At 60.4% G+C, this 18,917-nt stretch carries 20 protein-coding genes; 18 read left to right on the top strand and 2 right to left on the bottom strand.

Annotated features, from left to right (window positions below):
- Positions 1-56: 56 nt before the first annotated feature.
- Positions 57-842, bottom strand: coding sequence for an SDR family oxidoreductase (locus CF15_RS02495; protein WP_058370383.1), 786 nt, complete (start codon positions 840-842; stop codon positions 57-59).
- A gap of 583 nt (positions 843-1,425) precedes the next feature.
- Between CF15_RS02495 and CF15_RS09185 the strand changes: the two genes are divergently transcribed.
- From CF15_RS09185 to CF15_RS02405, 18 genes are all read left to right on the top strand, one after another.
- On the top strand, positions 1,426-2,037 hold the full coding sequence (locus CF15_RS09185; RefSeq protein ID WP_058370382.1) for a hypothetical protein: 612 nt from the start codon (positions 1,426-1,428) through the stop codon (positions 2,035-2,037).
- The gene (locus tag CF15_RS09180) at positions 2,022-2,897 is read left to right on the top strand and encodes a multiheme c-type cytochrome (protein WP_058370381.1); all 876 of its coding nucleotides are present in this window, start codon (positions 2,022-2,024) and stop codon (positions 2,895-2,897) included. The genes CF15_RS09185 and CF15_RS09180 overlap by 16 nt, the downstream gene beginning before the upstream one ends.
- Positions 2,898-2,905: 8 nt before the next feature.
- Positions 2,906-3,637 carry an alanine-zipper protein gene (locus CF15_RS09175; RefSeq protein ID WP_058370380.1) on the top strand — a complete coding sequence of 244 codons (732 nt, stop codon included), beginning with the start codon at positions 2,906-2,908 and terminating at the stop codon, positions 3,635-3,637.
- Positions 3,638-3,789: 152 nt separating this feature from the next.
- Positions 3,790-4,617 carry a hypothetical protein gene (locus CF15_RS02475; RefSeq protein ID WP_058370379.1) on the top strand — a complete coding sequence of 276 codons (828 nt, stop codon included), beginning with the start codon at positions 3,790-3,792 and terminating at the stop codon, positions 4,615-4,617.
- Positions 4,578-5,123 carry a hypothetical protein gene (locus tag CF15_RS08780; RefSeq protein ID WP_168371221.1) on the top strand — a complete coding sequence of 182 codons (546 nt, stop codon included), beginning with the start codon at positions 4,578-4,580 and terminating at the stop codon, positions 5,121-5,123. The genes CF15_RS02475 and CF15_RS08780 overlap by 40 nt, the downstream gene beginning before the upstream one ends.
- Positions 5,124-5,607: 484 nt before the next feature.
- A complete protein-coding gene (locus CF15_RS02465; protein ID WP_058370377.1) occupies positions 5,608-5,979 on the top strand; it encodes a hypothetical protein in 372 nt (123 codons plus the stop codon).
- Positions 5,976-6,230 (top strand): helix-turn-helix domain-containing protein, encoded by a 255-nt coding sequence (locus tag CF15_RS02460; protein WP_083494445.1) that lies wholly within the window; start codon positions 5,976-5,978, stop codon positions 6,228-6,230. The genes CF15_RS02465 and CF15_RS02460 overlap by 4 nt, the downstream gene beginning before the upstream one ends.
- A gap of 47 nt (positions 6,231-6,277) precedes the next feature.
- A complete protein-coding gene (locus CF15_RS02455) occupies positions 6,278-6,949 on the top strand; it encodes a heme exporter protein CcmB (RefSeq protein ID WP_058370375.1) in 672 nt (223 codons plus the stop codon).
- Between the two features lie 134 nt (positions 6,950-7,083).
- A complete protein-coding gene (locus CF15_RS02450; protein WP_058370374.1) occupies positions 7,084-7,647 on the top strand; it encodes a thioredoxin family protein in 564 nt (187 codons plus the stop codon).
- Positions 7,644-8,621 (top strand): hypothetical protein, encoded by a 978-nt coding sequence (locus CF15_RS02445; protein WP_058370373.1) that lies wholly within the window; start codon positions 7,644-7,646, stop codon positions 8,619-8,621. Before CF15_RS02450 ends, CF15_RS02445 begins: the two co-directional genes overlap by 4 nt.
- Before the next feature lie 48 nt (positions 8,622-8,669).
- A complete protein-coding gene (gene ccsA, locus CF15_RS02440; protein ID WP_168371220.1) occupies positions 8,670-11,666 on the top strand; it encodes a cytochrome c biogenesis protein CcsA in 2,997 nt (998 codons plus the stop codon).
- Positions 11,667-11,746: 80 nt separating this feature from the next.
- Entirely contained in the window at positions 11,747-12,778 is a 1,032-nt protein-coding gene (locus tag CF15_RS02435; RefSeq protein ID WP_058370371.1) for a cytochrome c biogenesis protein, read from the top strand.
- An 83-nt stretch (positions 12,779-12,861) separates the two neighbouring features.
- Complete coding sequence (locus CF15_RS02430; protein ID WP_058370370.1) at positions 12,862-13,371, top strand: hypothetical protein; 510 nt, start codon at positions 12,862-12,864, stop codon at positions 13,369-13,371.
- 308 nt (positions 13,372-13,679) lie between these two features.
- Positions 13,680-14,396 (top strand): hypothetical protein, encoded by a 717-nt coding sequence (locus CF15_RS02425; protein WP_420820192.1) that lies wholly within the window; start codon positions 13,680-13,682, stop codon positions 14,394-14,396.
- 18 nt (positions 14,397-14,414) lie between these two features.
- The gene (locus CF15_RS02420; RefSeq protein WP_236698102.1) at positions 14,415-15,458 is read left to right on the top strand and encodes a 4Fe-4S dicluster domain-containing protein; all 1,044 of its coding nucleotides are present in this window, start codon (positions 14,415-14,417) and stop codon (positions 15,456-15,458) included.
- Entirely contained in the window at positions 15,455-16,702 is a 1,248-nt protein-coding gene (nrfD, locus tag CF15_RS02415; RefSeq protein WP_058370367.1) for an NrfD/PsrC family molybdoenzyme membrane anchor subunit, read from the top strand. Before CF15_RS02420 ends, nrfD begins: the two co-directional genes overlap by 4 nt.
- 169 nt (positions 16,703-16,871) lie before the next feature.
- Positions 16,872-17,504: a hypothetical protein gene (locus tag CF15_RS02410; RefSeq protein ID WP_058370366.1), complete on the top strand. Its 633-nt coding sequence runs from the start codon at positions 16,872-16,874 to the stop codon at positions 17,502-17,504.
- A 94-nt stretch (positions 17,505-17,598) separates the two neighbouring features.
- On the top strand, positions 17,599-18,252 hold the full coding sequence (locus CF15_RS02405; RefSeq protein WP_168371219.1) for an ABC transporter ATP-binding protein: 654 nt from the start codon (positions 17,599-17,601) through the stop codon (positions 18,250-18,252).
- Between the two features lie 32 nt (positions 18,253-18,284).
- On the opposite strand, the gene CF15_RS02400 is transcribed toward CF15_RS02405, so the two are convergent.
- Positions 18,285-18,908, bottom strand: coding sequence for an indolepyruvate oxidoreductase subunit beta (locus CF15_RS02400; RefSeq protein ID WP_058370364.1), 624 nt, complete (start codon positions 18,906-18,908; stop codon positions 18,285-18,287).
- Positions 18,909-18,917 lie beyond the last annotated feature (9 nt).

Raw genomic sequence — 18,917 nt, 5'->3', positions numbered from 1 at the left:
CCCAGCCCTGCGGAGGGCTGTGCGGGGTGCATTAGGGGCTCTAAGTGTTCTATCTACTAGAAGACCGAGTGGAGGAGCCCGCCATCGACCGGTATCGAGGCCCCGTTTATGTAGCCGGCGTAGGGGCTCAGGAGAAACGCCACCAGGTAGCCAACCTCCCTAGGCTCCCCGATTCTCCCCAGGGGCACGGAGGCGGCGATGTCACGGAGCACCTCCTCCGGGCTACGCCCCTCCCGCCGGGCCCTCCTCTCAGCCAGCTGCCGGACCCGATCGGTCATAATGTAGCCCGGCATCACGGCGTTAACCCTAATACCGTGCCGGCCGAGCTCCCTGGAGAGCGTCTTGACTAGCCCGTGCACGGCTATCCTGAGCGCGTTTGAGAGCGTAAGCCCCTCCACAGGCTCCTTAGTGGCCACGCTGGTAACATAGACTAGGCTCGGCCTACTGCTCTCCCTGAGGTATGGCAGCGCGTAGTAAGCAACCCAGACGGCGCTCATGACCAGAAGCCTGGCGGCATAATCCCAGTCCTCGAGCCCAAGCTCCTCGAAGACACCGGGCCTCGGAGGCCCCGTGACGTAGACCACTGCGTCGAGGCCTCCTAGAAGCTTGGCGGCGTTGTTTACAAGCCTCTTGACGTCATCCCTCCTGGTGAGATCAGCAGCCACTCCGTAGACCTCGCCTCTGCCCCGGAGCCCCTCCAGCGCCTCCTCAATCCTCTCGCGGTTACGCCCGTTGATCACCACCCTGGCGCCCTCTTCGAGAAGCACCTCCGCTACTCCATGGCCTATGCCCCGTGTGGACGCGGTGACGAGAACCCGTAGGCCCTGGATCCCGAAGGCCATGGATTCTCCCCGCCGGCTCTCCGGGCAGGTATTACGGCTATTATTCGCTGCAGCGGCGGCTTGGAGGAGCACCGGAATAACAACATAGGTTAAAATAATTGATGTAGCGTGTTATGGCATGCCCCGGTGGGCTCCGAAAGATTAGGGATCCAAACATAACTAGTTGTACACTATGGATATTCAACTTATTACCACGGTTGTGTTAGGGAGGGCACCAAGCTATGAGGAGGCTCCTCCTAGCAGGGGTCGCATTAAGCTATACTCTTGTTCGCAGTGGCAGCCCTGGCGCCCGCGGCGCATGCCGAGGACGACAATGTGGTATTCGGCGACCAGCTGGTGAAGAAGGTACAGGAGCTAATGCGGAGCGACAAGGTGAGCCCGCAGACAAAGGCTTGTCTAAGCTTGTCACGTCCAGTACACGCCCGGCATAGTCTACGAGTGGGCTAACAGCAAGCACGCCCAGGCGACCCCCGCGGAGGCGGCAGACCTCTACAAGGCCATTGGAGCCGCCGAGTGGGCGGACAAGATAGCTGCCAAGTTCAAGAACTACCCTTACGTTGTAGGCTGCTATGAGTGCCACGGCATGTTCAAGGTGCAGGATAGGCCCGACGTGATAGAGAACCACTTCGGCTACAGGATAGTAACAATAGTGACCAAGAAGGACTGTAGCCGGTGCCACCCCAAGGAGGCTGCCGAGATAAGCTGGACCTGGCACGTCACTGGCACTCTGCACTCACCGTTCCTACCCTGGTATAAGGGCATACTAGCCTGGGCCAAGAAGCAGGGCGCAAACCCCTTCGGCGACGTCAAGGCCAAGCAGCTGTACCTCAAGTACTTCCCGCCCTACCTGCTCAAGCAGCGCGACAAGGACGAGGTAGACTGGGACTTCTACAAGGACATAGCTAAGGCTGTAATGGAGTACCTTGAAACCGGCAGGGAGAACGATATAGTAAAGATGCTTAAGCAGGCTACCGGCATGGTGACCCCCTACGACATGGACTTCAAGAACTGGATAAGCCCGCTGTGGCCTGCCAGCGGCGTACTGAACACCACAGTCCTCAGCAGGCTTGGCATAAAGATAACTGTCACAACAATGGATGGCAAGGTGAGCAAGTCTATAAGCAACATAATGGAGCACCCGTACTTTAGGAACGGCTACATCTACCACGCCTGTGGCGAGTGCCCGGCACCATAGTGGTGCCCTACAAGAAGGAGACGGTTCAGCTCCGCGGCCTCACAGTCAACAGGGTAGCCCTATGGGGCTGGCCTAACAATGGCGCAGCCCGTGTAGACCCCGACGGCAGCATAGGCACCTGCACCGCGTGCCATGATAGGCACCTCTTCAGCCTCAAGCAGGCTCGCGAACCGTGGACCTGTGGCCGCTGCCACCTAGGCTACGGCCACCCGCACATAGAGATCTACGAGGAGAGCGCCCATGGTAACATAGAGCACGCCTACGGCGAGAAGTGGAACTGGGAGACCCTGCCGTGGCATGCGGGCAGCGACTTCAACGCGCCTACCTGCGCTACCTGCCATATAAGTACAATAGCAACCCCTGACGGCAGGATAGTTGTGAAGGGCACGCACGACCTTGAAAACAGGCTTGTATGGGACGAGATGCACTTCTTCAGCATACCCAAGGGCATAATACCCGACAAGGTGCAGCTGGCGCTCTTCTACGGCTGGAGCCAGCTCGCCGGCAAGGCCGAGGACATAGAGGCCCACAAGAACCCCAACGCCCCGCCGGAGTACCGGTACCCAGTGTTCATGGGCTTCAAGATAGTGGAGGGCCCCGCCCCCGGCGAGACTAAGTTCCCGAGGCTGCTGAAGATAGAGTATAGCGGCGAGCTGGCCAAGCACCGTGAAGAGATGAAGAAGGTGTGCAAGCTCTGCCACAGCTCGCAGTGGGCAGACAACTTCTTCCGCACAGCCGACCAGAACATAATAGACTACGACATAGTGGCTAAGTTCGCATACGGCCTGCTACAGCTGTCCTGGAAGGAGGGCATAGCAGATCCGACCAACAAGCTGGACGAGTTCCCGGAGATAATGTAGTACTACATATGTGGCACCACCAGGGCCGCCGCTGGAGGAACGGTGCCATGATGATGGGTCCCGACTACGCGCACTGGTTCGGCATAGTCGACACAGTGATGGAGGCCCTCGGTAAGATGACCAACTGGATAGCCCTCAACCTGAAGGTAAAGATGCTGCAGACCGAGCTGCAGAGCCTCAAGGCCGCTGCAGGCGGCAAGTATACGCCCGAGCTGGCAGCGAAGATAGCGCAGATAGAGCGTGAGATAGAGACCTTAAAGGCGGAGATAGCTGCCCTCAACGCGCAGGTGCCAGCCCTAAAGAGCCGGCTAGAGAGCGTTGAGGGCGCCGCCGCTGAGGTGGATGTGCTAAAGAGTGATGTAAGCACTCTGAAGACTAATGTGAACGAGCTAGTGAAGCAGCTCGAGGAACTGAGTAAGCAGCTTGAAGCTATAAGCCCCCAGGCCAAGAACATAGAGCAGGTTGTAGAGCAGATAAAGCGGGTGACCAGCCAGCTGCAGACACTAAGCAGCAAGACCCAGGAGGCCAGCGCTAGGGCGGGGAAGGCTAGCAACGAGGCCAAGGAGGCCAGCAGCAAGGCTGGCCAGGCTCTAAGCATAGCCGAGGAGATAAGCAGCAAGATAGACAAGCTGAGCAGCAAGATTGACAGCGTAGCCACAGCATCCTACACGCTAGGCGGAATAGCGCTAGCCCTGGCAGTAATAGCCCTAGGCATAGCCATCGTGTACAGGAGGAGCTAGCAGCCCTCCCGCTAGCCGTCACCCGCGCCAAGGCTTTTTACCTCTCCATACCCGGCCTCTCCAACCCCTCCTCCACCCGCCTTGAGAGCCTCAAGCCCTAGCCCTAGGGCTACGGAGCCCGCGCCTAGGCGTCCTCGGGAAGGGAGTCCAGGATGAGGCAAGCCCGCGCCGCAGCCGCGGCCCTGGCGCTCCTAATGCCTGCGCTAGCTTTCAGCGCAGTCCAGGCCCACCAGGGAAGCTACAGCCTAAGGATAGACTTCCTCAAGCCCATAGACGACTCCTCCTGGAGGGTGCACGTGGAGCTACGGGGCCCCGGCCTGGATGTCGGCTGCACTGGCGTGCTGAGACCAAACATCTACTACATCGAGACACGCGACATCTCCAGAAGCCTCGTGGCAGCACCGCTCTACTACATTCTCGACACGGTTTGCCCCCAGGCCGCTGCCAGGCTGGAGTCCATAAGCCGGGCTAGCGGCGGCGCACCGGCGGTTGTGACGGTTAATGCTCCGAGAGGCTACTTGGCTAGAAGCGCTATGGACTGGCGTGGCTACGGGCCCCCCGGGGGCCCTTACCGTGTGCCCCTGCGCATGCTGGCCAGGTACTACGTCTTCGACAGCGTAGTGGTGGCCGATGCCTCGAGCTACCACGTGGTGGATAACAGCAGCACGGGACTGACAATAATATACTCTAGCAGGCTACCCGGTAAAACAGCTAGCTATGCGGCACACGTGGTAGCCGTCGTCCGCTCCCTCGTATCCCAGTGGCTGGGCCCTAGCCCCCGCTCCCCAGTGCTAGTGGTGCTCGTCGACCCTGAGGGGCAGCCACTGCAGCTCCCCAAGAGCGGCCATAGCACTGGGGGAATGGTCTACATTAAGACGGGCTTACTCCAGGTGGATCTCCCCTGGCTCGTGCACACAGCGGCCCACGAGACGGTGCATGGGTGGCTAAACAGCGGGCTGCTCGGCGGGACTTCAGCTTAGAGGAGGCGGCTACCGAGTTCCTGGCGCTGAAAGCCCTCCACGACGCGGACCCCAGGCTTTACAGCATGGCAGTAAGCTACGTGCGTGGCTCCATAGAGGCCGGGGACGCGTACGCCACCTGGATGAGGATGAATGCCGCCCTCTGGTACGCTGGGGTCCATGCCTGCGGCACGGACCTATACACGAGAGCCCTACGCCAGCTCTTCAACAGCTCGCTGGCGGGCGGCGGTAAGCCCGTAAGCCTGCTGGACCTGATTAGAACAATGCTCTCCCTAGCACCCTCGGGGTGTAGGAAGAGGCTTAAAGCCAGCATAGGCCCGGCTCTCATAGCGGCTGCAAGCAGGGCGGACAGCTGGCCATTCATAGATATAGAAGTCTTCGAGAATAGTAGCACATCTGCCTCAACCCCCGCGACGCGGCAAGCAGCCCTCCACGAACGCAAACTACACGCAACAAGTCCACCGGCTATGCCACCTACGTTACCACCGGTAGCCCGGTGCCAGTAGAGAACCCGGAGAGGAGCCAGAACCCGCACGGGGCAACTGTCCTAACGCACTCTCACGCCCCCGCCAGTGCACCAGGATGGATCGTATCAGGCGCTCTGGGCGTAGCACTGGGCGTTGTGCTTTCTCGCCTACCCCTAGCTAGACGGTCCTAGTAGCCTGTGTCGCTGGCAAGCGCTATAGCTCGACGCCACTCATCAGTAATATTTTATAATTACGATGCTCGATAACACGCGACTAAGCGGGTGGAGCTGGTAGTATGTTTCCCTTCTCATCCTCTCTCATCCTCATACCCTGCTTATTTCTGTGCTTATTTCTGTTTATTTACGTATTCCGCCCCCAGAATTAATGCCCGTATTAGAGCTCCCGGGGTGCTAAGGGATGCATGCTAACAAGCCGCTCGTTATATATTGTATACGTAACATTGACTGCCCATTGCTCAAGGCTATTAGTTCCGTCCCCTCGCTCGGCGGGCATCATGAACTCGATGAAGGCTCTGACGGAGGCACTGGATTTACGGATCTATTCTAATAAGTTTAAGTTTAACAGGATTCTCCGCATACTCGTCTCCAAGAGGAGCTACTGTAGTAAACGCGCGGCAGAGCCGGAGGGCAGTGCGTGCCCGCTAATAGCGGCCCCTATAGGGGCCATGTCTAAGACGGTGGTTCTCATGCCTCTAGGCATCCTGTATGAGTTCATAATAGCCCGCAGCAGCGCTCTCGAGGAGCTACGTAGATGGGGCTGCAAGATAATCCACAGTCATAGCATAGACGAGTACGCCTATATGCTTACGGAGAAGCAGGAGCTCGCGATAATATACGCCTACTTCATGGGCTACTATAGCTTCCCCGTAGGATAAGCCTCAAGCAGCTCGCGGAGAGCCTTGGGCTCTCGGTGTCAACGCTGGCTGAGCTCCTCCGGAGAGCTGAATCAAAGATAATAGACGCCTTCGTACGCCACGAGCTTCCGCAATACCTAGTAGGCAGGATGCTGCAGGGAGAGCACCAGATGAACGTGGTAGAGAAGCGTCTAGGCTCCAAGCACGGGTTAAAGCGCGGGAAGGCGGGTGTCGGAGAGAGTGTCGAAGAACCGGTGGTTGGGGGCGGCTAGGCTAAGAAGGGAGAAGGGTTCGGTGCTCTAGAGCCCCTCGGGGGCTCATGGGCGTGCTGGGCGCTGTAGTAGCCATAGTACACCGGGATGTACTGCTCGACATACGTCGGCGCGTTGAGGCGGGTTCTATGCTGGTTTTCTCCGTCTCTGCAGGCCTGCTCTCAGCCTACGTTATGAGGAGCGCTGCCGGCGTCAACGCGGCTGCCACGAGTATAGCCTTGACGCTGGTCCTAGTGTTTCTCGCGGTGTTCGGAAGCTTGTCGAGCTTTGTGCGTGAGGCCGACCGGGGGACCCTTGATGGGCTCCGCCTAGCCCCCATAGGCGCGGAGGCTGTATTTATGGCGAAGTTCATCTACAGCATGGCTGTGATACTTCTACAGACGCTGGTGTTCCTAGCGTCAATGGGCTTCTTCGCGCAGATTGTGAGCGTTCTAAGGCTTGTCGTGCTGCTCCTAGCCCTGGTCTCCAGCATGTACCTGGCCGCTGTGTCCAGCTTCACCTCCGCGATACTCGTGTTCAGCGAGGCCCGCGCAGTGCTCATGCCGGTTATGGTGCTCGTGCTCGTGCTGCCCTACATACAGTCAGCCGCGCCGAGCATTGTGGCGGCGCTGGCCGGCTCCCCTGTCTCGCTCCTAGAGGTGGGCTGGCTCGCGGCTGCAGCTCTCCTCTTCGCCGGCCTGACTGTGTGGCTCTCCCGCTATGTGCTCGAGGAGGTGTAGGGCTAGCCGGGGCGAAAGGTATAGTCACAAGGTAAATTAGCTGTGACTATTTCTACGAAGCCATGGGTTTGCCACAATCGTTGGCCTAGAGGGTATGGGCTACTGGTGCAGCGGGTATGAGAAGTCCACGTAGGATGCGTCTGGACCTGCGCGGCTTCCAGCGGGCTAAGAGGGCCGGCCTGCTGCTGGCTTCCGTGGTTATAGTCGCCGCCTCGTTCACGGCAGCGCTGATTGAGCATGAGATGCACGTGGCTAACTACTATCTAAGCGTAAGCGGGTACTCGATAAGAAGCTCCAGTGTGTTCGACAGAGTTGTGCTGGGGTCATCAAAGCCTGTAGCGGTTATGTTCGAGTCACCCACGTGCCCTGTATGTAAGAGGATGTACCCCTACTGGGCGGTGCTGGAGCACGAGAGCGATAGGCTCCCCATACGCTTCCTCCACGTCATGTTCAGCCCCGCCACCCAGGACGTGTTTATGCGGTACCATGTGACCGACACGCCGACATTCATAGTGTTTGTTAACGGTAGGCCTGTGGCCAGGCACGTGGGCGCCTTCGGGGGCAGCAACATAACGAATGCTATGCTGGAATGGGCTCTCTTCTCCGTGGGCGCCGCCACGGTATCGGAGCCAGAGAAGCTTGCTCAGGAGGGCTGCGCGTGTTCAACGAGCGGTGCTCGGCCTGCCACGGGGAGGTGAAGGGTCTTGATAAGGCGTCTCTGGAGGCCTGGCTGTCCTCGCGTAGCGGGCAGCCCGACCTGCTGGCGGAGAAGATGAAGGAGGCTCTGGAGAAGAATATGACGCTCCGCAAGCTCTACGGCAGCTATGGAGAATTAATGGCGGCGGTAGCGTCTATGAGGAAGTACCTCCCGGACCTGTCATCCTACGAGATTGACAGGGCAGCCTACTTCCTCGACTACGTCTCGGCGATACTCGAGGGCAAGGCGGCCCCTAGGATAGTGGGCCGCAGGGCGCTAGCTAACACCACTACCGCCGCCCCGGTGCGTGGCGCCTCGAGCCCTCTCGAGGAGGCCGGCACTGCGGGGGCTAGCGCGGTGAGCGCGTTGGCGGCGCTCGCCGCCAGCGTGGTGGTCGCCTTCTCCCCCTGCGTGCTGCCGCTCTTGGCAACCTACGTCAGTGTAGTCGGTGCCTCCGGTAGAAGGGTCAGCGCCTCAGGCTGCGTGGCCTGCGGCGCCGCGTCCTTCGCCGGCGTTATAGCCATAGGGCTCGTGTTCGCCCTGGCCTCTAGCCTGGCCTCCTCGCTGCAGAGCATACTAGTCCCGGTTGTGGCAGCCGCGGTCGTGGCCGCCGGGGTGGCTAGCCTCCTCGGCGTCCCGGTGGAGCTTGAGGGGCTTGTAAGCACTCGCCGCGGCGGGTTGGCGGGGTTCTGCACGGTCTACGGCTTCCTGGCGGTCCAGTGCAACCTGCCTATAGTGGTCGGCGCCTTGCTGCTCGTGGCCAGCTCCGGGAACCTGGCCTCGGGGCTCCTGGTGGCGGGCAGCTTCGCGGCCGGTATCAGCATCCCGCTGGCGGCTGTCTACGCGGTGAGCCGTGTGGGCGGCAGCGTTGTCAGCAGGATCATGGCCAGGTATGACCTGCTAAGCCGTGTTGGTGGCGCGGTGCTTTTAGCCGCCGGCGTCTACCTCCTGCTATACTCCCTCCAGCTCGTCTAGCCCCGCGTATAGCTCCACTCGGCCGTGGATGGGAAGAGGTTGGGTAAGATGGCGCTTCCGCTCCACTATACTGGCGTGCTACCCTTGGCCTCCGGGGTCCTCGTAGCCGCCGGGGTGGCGGCTGCCCTAGGCCGGCGGGACGGCTCCAGGCTGCTGCGCTACGGCCTCCTGGCAGCGGTGCTGGGGTGGCTGCTATACGTCTCTGCTTTTGTCCGCCTCGACTACAGCTTGAAGGAGGTGTTCTGGGAGACTAGTCCAGGGCTGCCGGCCTGGATGAGGATAGCCTCCTCCTGGGCTGGCGGCGGAGGCAGCCTCTACCTCTTCACCGTGCTGGCTTCTCTCGCCGGCCTCTACCTGCTCCAGAGGCATAGGCGCCGCAGCTTCCAGGCGCTCTTGGGCAGCATAGTGCTGGCCGGGCTGGCGGCCGCGTTCCTCAACGATGCCTTCACACCTATGCAGGGGCACCCTGCCAGCGGCGCCGGGCTCAACCCGTTGCTGAAGAGCCCCTGGCTCTATCCTCACCCACTCAGCACCTTCAGCGGCTATGCCCTCCTCGCAGTGGCCGCGGCCGCGATGCTGACGGGGGAGAGGCGCCGCTGCCTGGTGGTGTATGAGCTAGGCTGGGCACTGTTAACCATTGGTATAATGCTTGGCGGCTACTGGAGCTACGAGACCTTCGGGTGGGGAGGCTACTGGGCCTGGGACCCTGTAGAGACGAGCGAGCTCATGGTATGGCTTGTGGCAACAGTGCTGCCCCACCTACTGATGACCCTGCCAAGCCTCTCAGCGTTCAACTCCGCCTGGCTGCTGAGCTCAGTGTTCATGGCTATGTATGTCACGCGTACAGGGCTCAGCCCGCTCCACAGCTTCGCAGCCCCCAGTGCTGGCGCTCTAGTGCTGCTGGCCGCGGGCCTGACCCCCGCAGCCTACGCAGTCTACCTCGCCGCCAGAAGGGGCGGGGAGGCGCTCTCAGAGGCTGCTGCCGTGCTCAGGCGCCGCCAGCCCTACACTGTGGGGCTGCTGGTAGCCGGCCTCGTGCTCGCCGCCGCGGCGGTCTACGTCTACGGCACCCTCTTCCTACCCTCAATACTGACGGCCATCGGCCGTGAGGTAAGCGTGCCGCAGATGGAGAGCGGCATCCGCTACTTCCACCCAGTACTATACCCGATGCTGGTCGTCCTCCTCGCGGCGATCCCGCTAGCCTTCACCGGCGACAGGCTGGGCTGGCGCGGCTACGCCGCCCTCACCGCATCGACCGCTATAGTGGCTACAGCCTTCGGGCTGGCCGCCTACCGCGGCACCTACCTCCTAGCCCCGCTCAGCCCGCTTGCGACAAACGCGATGATGGCCTTCGGCCTCCCATGGGCCCTCGTGGCCGCCGCCTCCGTGCTAGCCTACCTCGCCTACAAGCTGCGCCTCGGTCCCCGGAGGCTGCTGGCAGACCGGCTGACCAGCGTGTCCCTGCTCCACCTGGGCCTCGCCGTCACCGTTATAGGTGTGCTGCTCAGCGGCACCTACGCCTTCAACACCAAGTACACCTGGTACTACCAGCTGAAGCCCGGCGACTCGATAGAGCTGCCCGGAGGAGCTAGGCTAGTCTTCGAGGGCTATAGCTACGGGATAAGCAACTCCACCGTAGACATATACACAGACTACGTGGGCAGGAGCAGCACCTATATGCTAGCCTGGAGCACGATAAACTACATAAAGAGCGATATAGTGAGATTCCTCAACCTCTACAACCAGGGCAAGCAACTGGTAGCCAGGAACAAGACAATAGATTGGCTTCTCGGCATTGCCAGAAAGAGCCCGCTGGCCCTCAACAAGACCCTCGTAGTAAAGGCCAATGCCACGCTCAAGCTCTTCGACCTAGAGAGAAATACTACAGTAGTACTTGCTGGCGGCGAGCCCGTGGAGATAATACTCAGCAATGCATCAATAAACATCAATCTGAACATGAATCCCAACACGGGGATAATGAGTGTAAACCTGCTGCTGGTAGCCGGTAACCTGGCCATAGTGCTGCCTAGGAAGGCCCCACTGGAGCAGAAAATAGGCATACACCGGTTCATAGGCATAGAGCCCGGCAAGCCCCTCAGCATAGCTGTCGACGGGGTAAACATAACGGTGAGCCGCGCCGCCCTGCTCTCCGAAGCCCTGCTCTTCGCGGGCCAGGGCAGACCACTAGACCTGAAGGGGAGGACCATTAGCGGGAGCGACGCAGCCCTCTACATCTACGGCTCGATAGCGGCGCCGGGGGGCGGCGGCATCGAGGTGCCCTCACAGCTGCCGCAGGCGGTCAGCGCCTACATAGTAGCCTCCGCAGACCCTACAATGCGCAGGGTTATCCGGCTGATAGAGCACTCATCGATCTACAGCATACTGACGAACACGAGCCGGCTGGAGGCGGTAATAAGCTCGCCAAAATGCCTGAGAGGAGTCCACAGCTGCATGGGCTATGTCGCCGCCCCGAAGCTCGTGCCGGAGACAGCCTGGCTTGATGTGAAGCTGAGGCTCGACCAGGGCAGCTCCCACAGGGATGTAAGGGTGCGCATCCGCTTCGAGGCCTACGGCGAGGTTCAGGGTATACACGGCCTAGTATCAAAAGTCATACCCATAGCTAACGGGCTCGGCGACGTCTATGTAGTGGTGAGCCCGCCTGTAGTGGAGGGCTACATTGGCGGTAGGGCGGCTTACCACGAGCTGCTCATATACTACCTGCACGAGGCGTTTAAGCAGCTGCCGCCGGAGAAGCGCCTAGCGCTGGCAGCCCTCATGGCTGCTGGCTACAATATTGACGTGCTCCGGGACGGCGTGGTGGATAATAGTGAGAGGCAGCAGCTCGAGGCCACGCTTATGGACCTCTACCTTCTAGCCGAGAACTTCAATCCTGCGAACTCGACTATAGCCAGGGAGGGCCTCCACGTAGAGGTCAAGGTGATACCCGGCGTCAGGCTTGTATGGCTCGGCCCCCTGGTCATGGCGCTAGCAGCCGTCTATGCCGCGGCCTCGAGAGTCGCAGCCTACAGGGAGGGTGGCAGGTGACAAGGTGCCTGCGGAAATGTCGGGCTTGAGCATTAAATACCCTTTTACCGCATCGATTACCCCTTGGTGAAGGAGCAGCTATGCCTCCACGAGGCTTCGCAAGGCTCGCGGCGCCGCTCCTAGCGCTGCTAGCCCTCGTAGACGCTGGCCTCGTGATCTATGCTGTGTACCATGCCCCCTACCCGCTGCGGGTCAGCCTGGGCTCGCCCACAGCCTACCTGAACATCTACATACACATACCCATGGCCTGGGGCAGCTACCTTCTCTACACGCTAGCATTCGCCTCGGCCATACTCTACCTGACACGCGGGAAGGAGAAGCTAGACGCCTACGTGAGAGCCTTCGTGCTTACCGGATCCCTCTACGCAGTGTTCACGCTCGTCAGCGGCATGGCGTGGGCCAGCGAGTCCTGGGGCGCAGCCTGGTCCTGGGATCCAAGGGAGACCGGTGTGCTCCTCCTACTCCTCGCATACATCCTCTACTTCGTGCTCCGCTCCAGTATACCTGACCCCGATAGGGCTAGCAGGCTAAGCGCAGTCTACGCTGTCGCCGCCTACTCCATGGTGCCTATAAGCTTCCTGGCTCCCCGTGTAGCCGCCTCGAGCCTGCACCCCACCGTGGAGAACTTCAGGGATTTCATGGAGCAGCCAGCCGTGCTGAGAGTATTTATAGCCAGGGTCCTCATGGCCTCTGTGATAGCGGTGCTGCTGAGCTATACACTGGCGGAGCGCCTCCGGGGGGAGGAGATCCCGTTTACGCGCAGTCTTCGCTACGTAGGCGCCGGCCTTGTGATGCTTGGCATGGTGATAGGCTTTATAGTGGCCTCCCCCTACCTCGCCGGTGGCGTGGAGCGTGTACTAGGTGCCAGGCTTGTTAACGGCTCCGTGGTGGCGCTCAACCTCTCAGGGAGCGGCTACGTGAAGCTTGCCAAGCCGCTCCACGTGCAGGTGGTTGATGGCAAGCCCAGCATAATCGGTCATATAGTGAGGCTTAATGGAGGAAGCGTGGAGATAGTAATACACTGGAGTGTGGCGCTCAACGCGGCTATGTACATGGTTCTACTAGGCCTACTGATGCTCTATATATCTAGGCTCCGTAACTCTACGAGGTAAGTCTTATACTAACGCAGTCGCCCAGCCCCCAGCATGGGGTCTGTATGGTTAAAGCAGGTAAATACATCGTCTTAGCAGGGGTTTTGTTCGCGCTTCTCTTCGCCATAGGGCTTGTAGGCATAAAATCCTCCGACTACCGGGATGTATCGAGTCTAAAGAACCTCGAGTACAAGGCCTACGTTACGGTCAAGGGGCGGCCGGTCAGCCTGAGCGGCACCTACCTGCTCCGGGTGGGAGACACGCTATTCCTAGTCAAGGGGTATGGCTCCTACGCCGTGGCTAGCAGGGTAAGCGGCCCCCGCTTCGGCAGCGACGATAGCTATGCAGTGTTCATACTAGAGGGGCAGGATGGCCATACAAAGATCCTAGCACTATACAGTGCAACGACCTTCAAGACCCTCTATGGCGGCAGCCCTGCAGTCTCCTCGAGGATAGTGGTAGAGGGTACCTACGACCCAGCCCTGGAGGCGGTCCTCCTGGATCCCTCCACAGGCTCCAGGGTAGCCGGCCCCTATAGTGTGCTCCTAGTGTCCAAGATATTCGAGGGCTGTCACGAGAGCTATAAGGCGCCCGCTGGGAGGGTTGAGGGCTAGACCAGCGCGGCGCCATCCAGTTACATCCTCGAGCCCTTCTCAGAGTTTTCACGCAACCCTTGGTCCCCCTCCTCTAAGCACGTCTCCTGATGCTGGGTCGCGTAGAGCCCCGGTCCTCTCCGCATCTGGGGCCTGGCGGACCCGCGGAGGATCCTCCGGGAACTTCTATCATCCTGTGGCAGGCGTGTATGGAGGGAATTCTTTCGGGCTAATTCTTATTGTAAGCCTCGGCCCTAGCAGATTTAATCATGGCAGAATGCCTGGCGGAGCGCGTCTGGCGTAGCGGCTAGATCATGGAGGTGAATGCGTTGAGAAACGGGTGGCTCCGTGGCTCTAGGGCTGTAGCCATCCTCATGCTGTTGTCCATGGTCGTGTTGTCGCTAGCCCTTGCAGCCAGGGCCGGCGCCGAGCAAGCTGGCCAGCAGCTCTACCAGATATACCCATGCACAAAGTGCCATGCTGCCATGAACTTGCCGGGCAACCGTAAGGTGGTGCCCTTCCACGGTATAAACCTTACAAAGGGCGCCCATCGTGGCCTTGTATGCTCCAACTGCCACCGGCCGCCTACAATGATAAACCTTGTGGGGGGTGCGAAGGTCTACATACCTGGGCCCCATAGCCGGGACAAGCTGATGGAGACCAACAAGGTCTGCGCCGTCTGCCATCCACGCGAGTACAGGGACTACATCAACTTGGTCCACGGCAATAAGACGTTCGTATGCCAGGGCGGCAAGGTGGTTAAGGTTAAGGGCTACAAGGGCGTCATATACAACTTCCACATCTGCCCCAGCTACAAGGACCTGAAGACGGTGCCTGCGAGGGCCTGCGTCGAGTGCCACGACCCCCACAACCCGGTGCTCAAGGCCCTCAACATACTCCCGGAGCCTTCCTTTAGGCCGCCGCCCCCCAATGAGAGCAGCGTCACCTATGGCAACATAGCGGCGGTTGTAGGGGGCCTGATCCTCGTCCTGGGAGCACTCGTTCTGCCCTATGAGCGCTCCCGTAAGAACTCCTCTGGAGCCTGAATCCCGGGGTGTCTCGGCTTGTCGGGCGGGGTGGATAGGTCTAGAAGGGATTTCCTCAAGGCGGCTGCGCTCGCGGCCGGCGCCTCAGCTGTATCGTTCATAGCTGTCGACAGGTCCCACCTAAGGAAGATACTGGTGCCGGTCAAAATCGAGGACCTGGTCGCCGAGGCTGCCGAGGCAGGCTCGCCCCTGGAGAGGAGGGCGCGAGAGAAGGAGGTCAAGATAAAGAGGTGGTGCAGCGCGGAGGCTGAGAAGATATGCAGGGCGAGGGGTGAGAGCTCCGATGCTTGCAGGGAGGCGCGGAAACGCTGCGCGATGATAAGGGTTAAGGCCACCGGGCCCCGGAAGGGAGTACGCTACGCAATGGCGCTCGACGTCAATAAGTGTATTGGCTGCCGCCGCTGCGCCTACGCCTGCGTTATGGAGAACAACCAGGCTAGGAACCTGCACATAGAGTGGATAAAAGTAGTCGAGATGCCCCGGAAGGAAATGGAGATAACGGAGGCCAACATGCACTATAACGATGCGCCGAAGCCGGACAAGGTGTACGTGCCGATAGCCTGCATGCACTGCGAGGACCCGCCGTGCGTCATGGTGTGCCCGGTGCGGGCCACCTGGAAGGAGCCCGACGGCATAGTGGTGGTCGACTACGACCGCTGTATAGGCTGCAGGTACTGTATGGTCGCCTGTCCCTACGGCGCCCGCCACTTCAACTGGGCCAAGCCCTACATACCGGTGACGGAGCTAAACCCCAATATGCATATACTCGGCAATATACCGAGGCAGCCCCACGTGATGGAGAAGTGCACCTGGTGCATCCAGCGCACCCGTGACGGCGGGGTGCCGGCGTGCGTCGAAGTCTGCCCCGTCGGCGCCAGGGTGTTCGGAGACCTCAACGACCCCAATAGCCCAATACGAAGGGTGTTGGAGGAGTACGGCGCCTTCGTGCTTAAGCCCGAGGCGGGTACCAAGCCCAGGTTCTTCTACTTCTTCGGCCCAGCCCGCACGCCTCCACGCAAGCAAGCTGCAGCCGAGGGGCAGGTAGGGGGTGGCCACGCGTGAGCAGGGAGAGCCCTAGTCTCTGGGGTACAATAAAGTACATTGTGAGAGAGGCCCTGGTCTCGGACAACCCGCGCTACTATGCAGCGGGGCTGGGGCTGCTGCTGGTAGCCATCTACGGCCTCTACCTCTGGATATTCGTGCAGCACGCCCCCATATTCCTTGGAAGCGACAAGGGCGGGCTTATACTAACGGCAATGAATGACAGCGTTGCATGGGGGCTCTACATATCCTTCTTCATATTCTGGGTCGGTGTAGCCGCCGCCGGCATAGCCTTCGGCCTGGCTGCATATGTGTTCGGGGACGAGGAGTTCAAGAAGATAGCCCCGTTAAGTGAGGTACAAGCCGTAGCAGCACTCATAACCGTGCTAATGCTTATCGTCGTCGATCTCGGCAGGCCAATACGCGCGCTCATACTGATGCCCCAGCTGCCCAACCTACACTCGATGCTCGACTGGGACTTCATAGTGATAACTGGCTACCTCACCATAAACCTGATAGGGGTGCTAGCATCGGTCCACTACTACCGCCAGGACAAGCCGCTACCCAAGAAGTTCATAGTGCCCTTCATAACAATAGCAGCGCCCTTCGCCATAGGTATACACACGGTAACCGGATTCATCTCCCAGGCGTTAACAGCGAGGCCTATATGGAACAGTCCACTGTTGGCCCCCGAGTACGTTGCCACGGCGTTCGCCAGCGGTCCAGCCATACTGCTGGTAGCCCTCTACATAGCTGAAAGATATGTGGATGGGTTCAAGATAGATGTCCAGGTCTACAGAAGGACGCTCTACGTTATAGTGGGCGGCCTAGTAGTAGGCCTCTACTTCACCCTCAGCGATGCGCAGGAGATATTCTGGTACACCACAGAGCCCCTCAAGAAGGCACAGGCAGCAACGATGTTCCTGGGGCAGCATCTGCCGTACGTGTCGGTGCTGGCATGGCTCTGGATATCTCTAGGCGCCGCCGCTGTCATACTAAGCCTGTTGCCGCGCATCCACAGCACTAAGAGGGGCATATTATTCATAGCATCGCTCACGATAGTAGCTGTCGTGGCCGAGAAGACTATGAGGATAGTGCTGCCAGCCTTCGAGCCCAGCACCCTGGGCGAGGTGAGGCCATACTACCCGACGCCGATAGAGATAGGTATAACCATTGGCGTGCACGCCCTCGGCATACTAGTATACCTGCTGCTCGCCAGGCCAACCCTCAAGGCTGTGATGGCCCACTACTTTAAGACATCTTAGGCCGGCCCCTGCTCTGGGACGGTTTACCGGCTCGGCAAAGTTCATGGATTTTTCAATGCCCCCGCATCCGTATGCTCTGCCCCCAAAGGGTGAAGTGGGTACAAAGAGTGAGTACAAGAGTATTAAATACACATAGGAAACCCATAGGTGAAGCACGGGGTATGAGGGTATGAGGCGTGCTATCCCTCTAGCCCTAGCCGTCGCGGTAATACTGATAGGCGTTGCCTCACCCGTTTTCGCCGCTGGCGTTCTCTCGGATCAGCAGGCTAAGCAGGAGTTCGCATCTAAAGGCTGCAGCAGCTGTCATAACGGCGGGCTCGCACCCACCTTTGAGGGCGTTGTCAAGAAGATTAGAGAATGGGCCTCCACGTACCCTAGCCTCGACAAGGCTGTAGAGTCTGAGGCCCCTCACTTCAAGATGTTCCAGAATGCTAAGACATGGGACCAGCTGATGAGCATGAAGCCGGGCATGACTCCAGAGCTTAAGGCATACTTCGAGCACGTATTCAACAGCGCCAGGGGCGCTGGCGCGGGCCAGGCCGCCACGACTACTATATCGACGGCCTCTGCCACATCTACTACAGCAACCGCTAGTGCAACGACTACGACCTCTACGCAGGCACCCGCCGCTACCACTACAGCCGCGACCACCCCGAGCTACACCACGTTACCCAGCGTGGCCACGCCTAATCCATCCCAGCAGAGCAAGGGACTCGTGAACACCGCCCTGCCGATAGGCATAGCAGTGCTCGTCATAGCCATAGTGGCTCTCGCCGTCGCTCTCCTCCGGGCCCGGCGCTAGGCCTCCTTCTGAACTTAAGGCTTTTTAAATAAGGCCCGGGAGCTCCCGGGCCCATTTCTCCCAGGCCTAGAGTGCGTGAGGGCGCGGATCCCCCTTGCAAGCCTGTGTGCTGGAAGCCATAGACGTCTGGAAACGCTATGACTGGAGCCGTGGCTGGGTGCTGAGGGGGGTGAACCTCTGCGCCGGGGCGGGCGGGGGAGTGCTGATAGTCGGGCCCAACGGGTCTGGCAAGACGACGCTCCTACGTATACTCGTCGGGCTGACCAGGCCGAGCCGCGGCAGGGTACTGGTGGAGGGGCAGCCGCCCAGCCTCCCGGGCGCTAGACGCTTCGTCGGGGTCGTGCTCCACCATAGCCTCCTCTACGACGAGCTCACCGTCCGGGAGAACCTCGAGTACTACGCCAGGCTCTACGGCGTTGAGGGCTACGAGCCGGAGGGCGACGAGGTGGTAGAGGTGCTCGGGCTCCACCGCTATCTCGACACCAGGGCCGGGGAGCTGAGCTTCGGGTGGAAGAAGAGGGCTAACATAGCCCGCGCGCTGCTCCATAGGCCCAGGGCGCTGGTCATAGACGAGCCCTTCACGGGCCTAGACGATGAGGCGTCGGAGTCGCTGAGCAGCCTTCTAGAGAGCCTGCTACGCCGCGGAGTCGCAGTGGTAGCCACCTCTCCTCAGAGAGGTGTGGCGGATGCACTCCCCGGCTTCAGGGTATACAGGATAGAGTCTGGGCGGCTCGTGCCAGTGGAGTAGCCCGGGGGCCCTGCGCTACTGCTATCCATTTCCTAGGGGCTTCTCGGGGCCGCGGCCACCGCCTCCAGCGCCTTCCTCGCGGCCTCGCGGCCGGCTCGGAGGGCCGCCAGGTTGATCTCCGCCGCCCGCGGCCAGGCCTCGCGTATAGCCTCCTCCACGGCTGCCTCGTCAATATAGCCCTCGAACACCCCGGCCTCGAGGGCAGCACCCAGGAGGACCATGTTGGCAACCCTCGAGTCGCCGAGCCTCAGGGCCTCGCTGGTGGCCGGCACGACTACCAGCCTGCCGGCCCTCCTCCCCAGCTCCTCTATGAGCCTCTGGGCCGGGGGCACCTCTACGCCGGGCAGCGGCGGGGGCACGAGGTAGTCGTTGACCACCACCGTGCCCCCGGGGCGGAGGTAGGCTAGGCTCCTAACAGCCTCTATAAGCTCCATGGAGAGTACCGCGTCCGCGGCTCCCCGGGGCACCAGGGGGGCGTCCACGTCGCCCAGCCTAACGTGGACAGTCACTATGCCACCCCTCTGGCTGAGCCCATGGGTCTCCGCCACCAGCGCGTCCACGCCGCGGCGCAGCGCCGCCCTCGCTATTATGGTCGAGAGCGTTATGAGGCCCTGGCCCCCCACGCCGCTTACAAGGATGTTGAGGCTCCCAGCCAACCCTCTACC

Source organism: Pyrodictium occultum (assembly GCF_001462395.1).
Classification (GTDB): Archaea; Thermoproteota; Thermoprotei_A; order Sulfolobales; family Pyrodictiaceae; genus Pyrodictium; species Pyrodictium occultum.
Note: the sequence above shows the minus strand (reverse complement) of the source record. Positions and strands in the feature narration are given on the sequence as shown.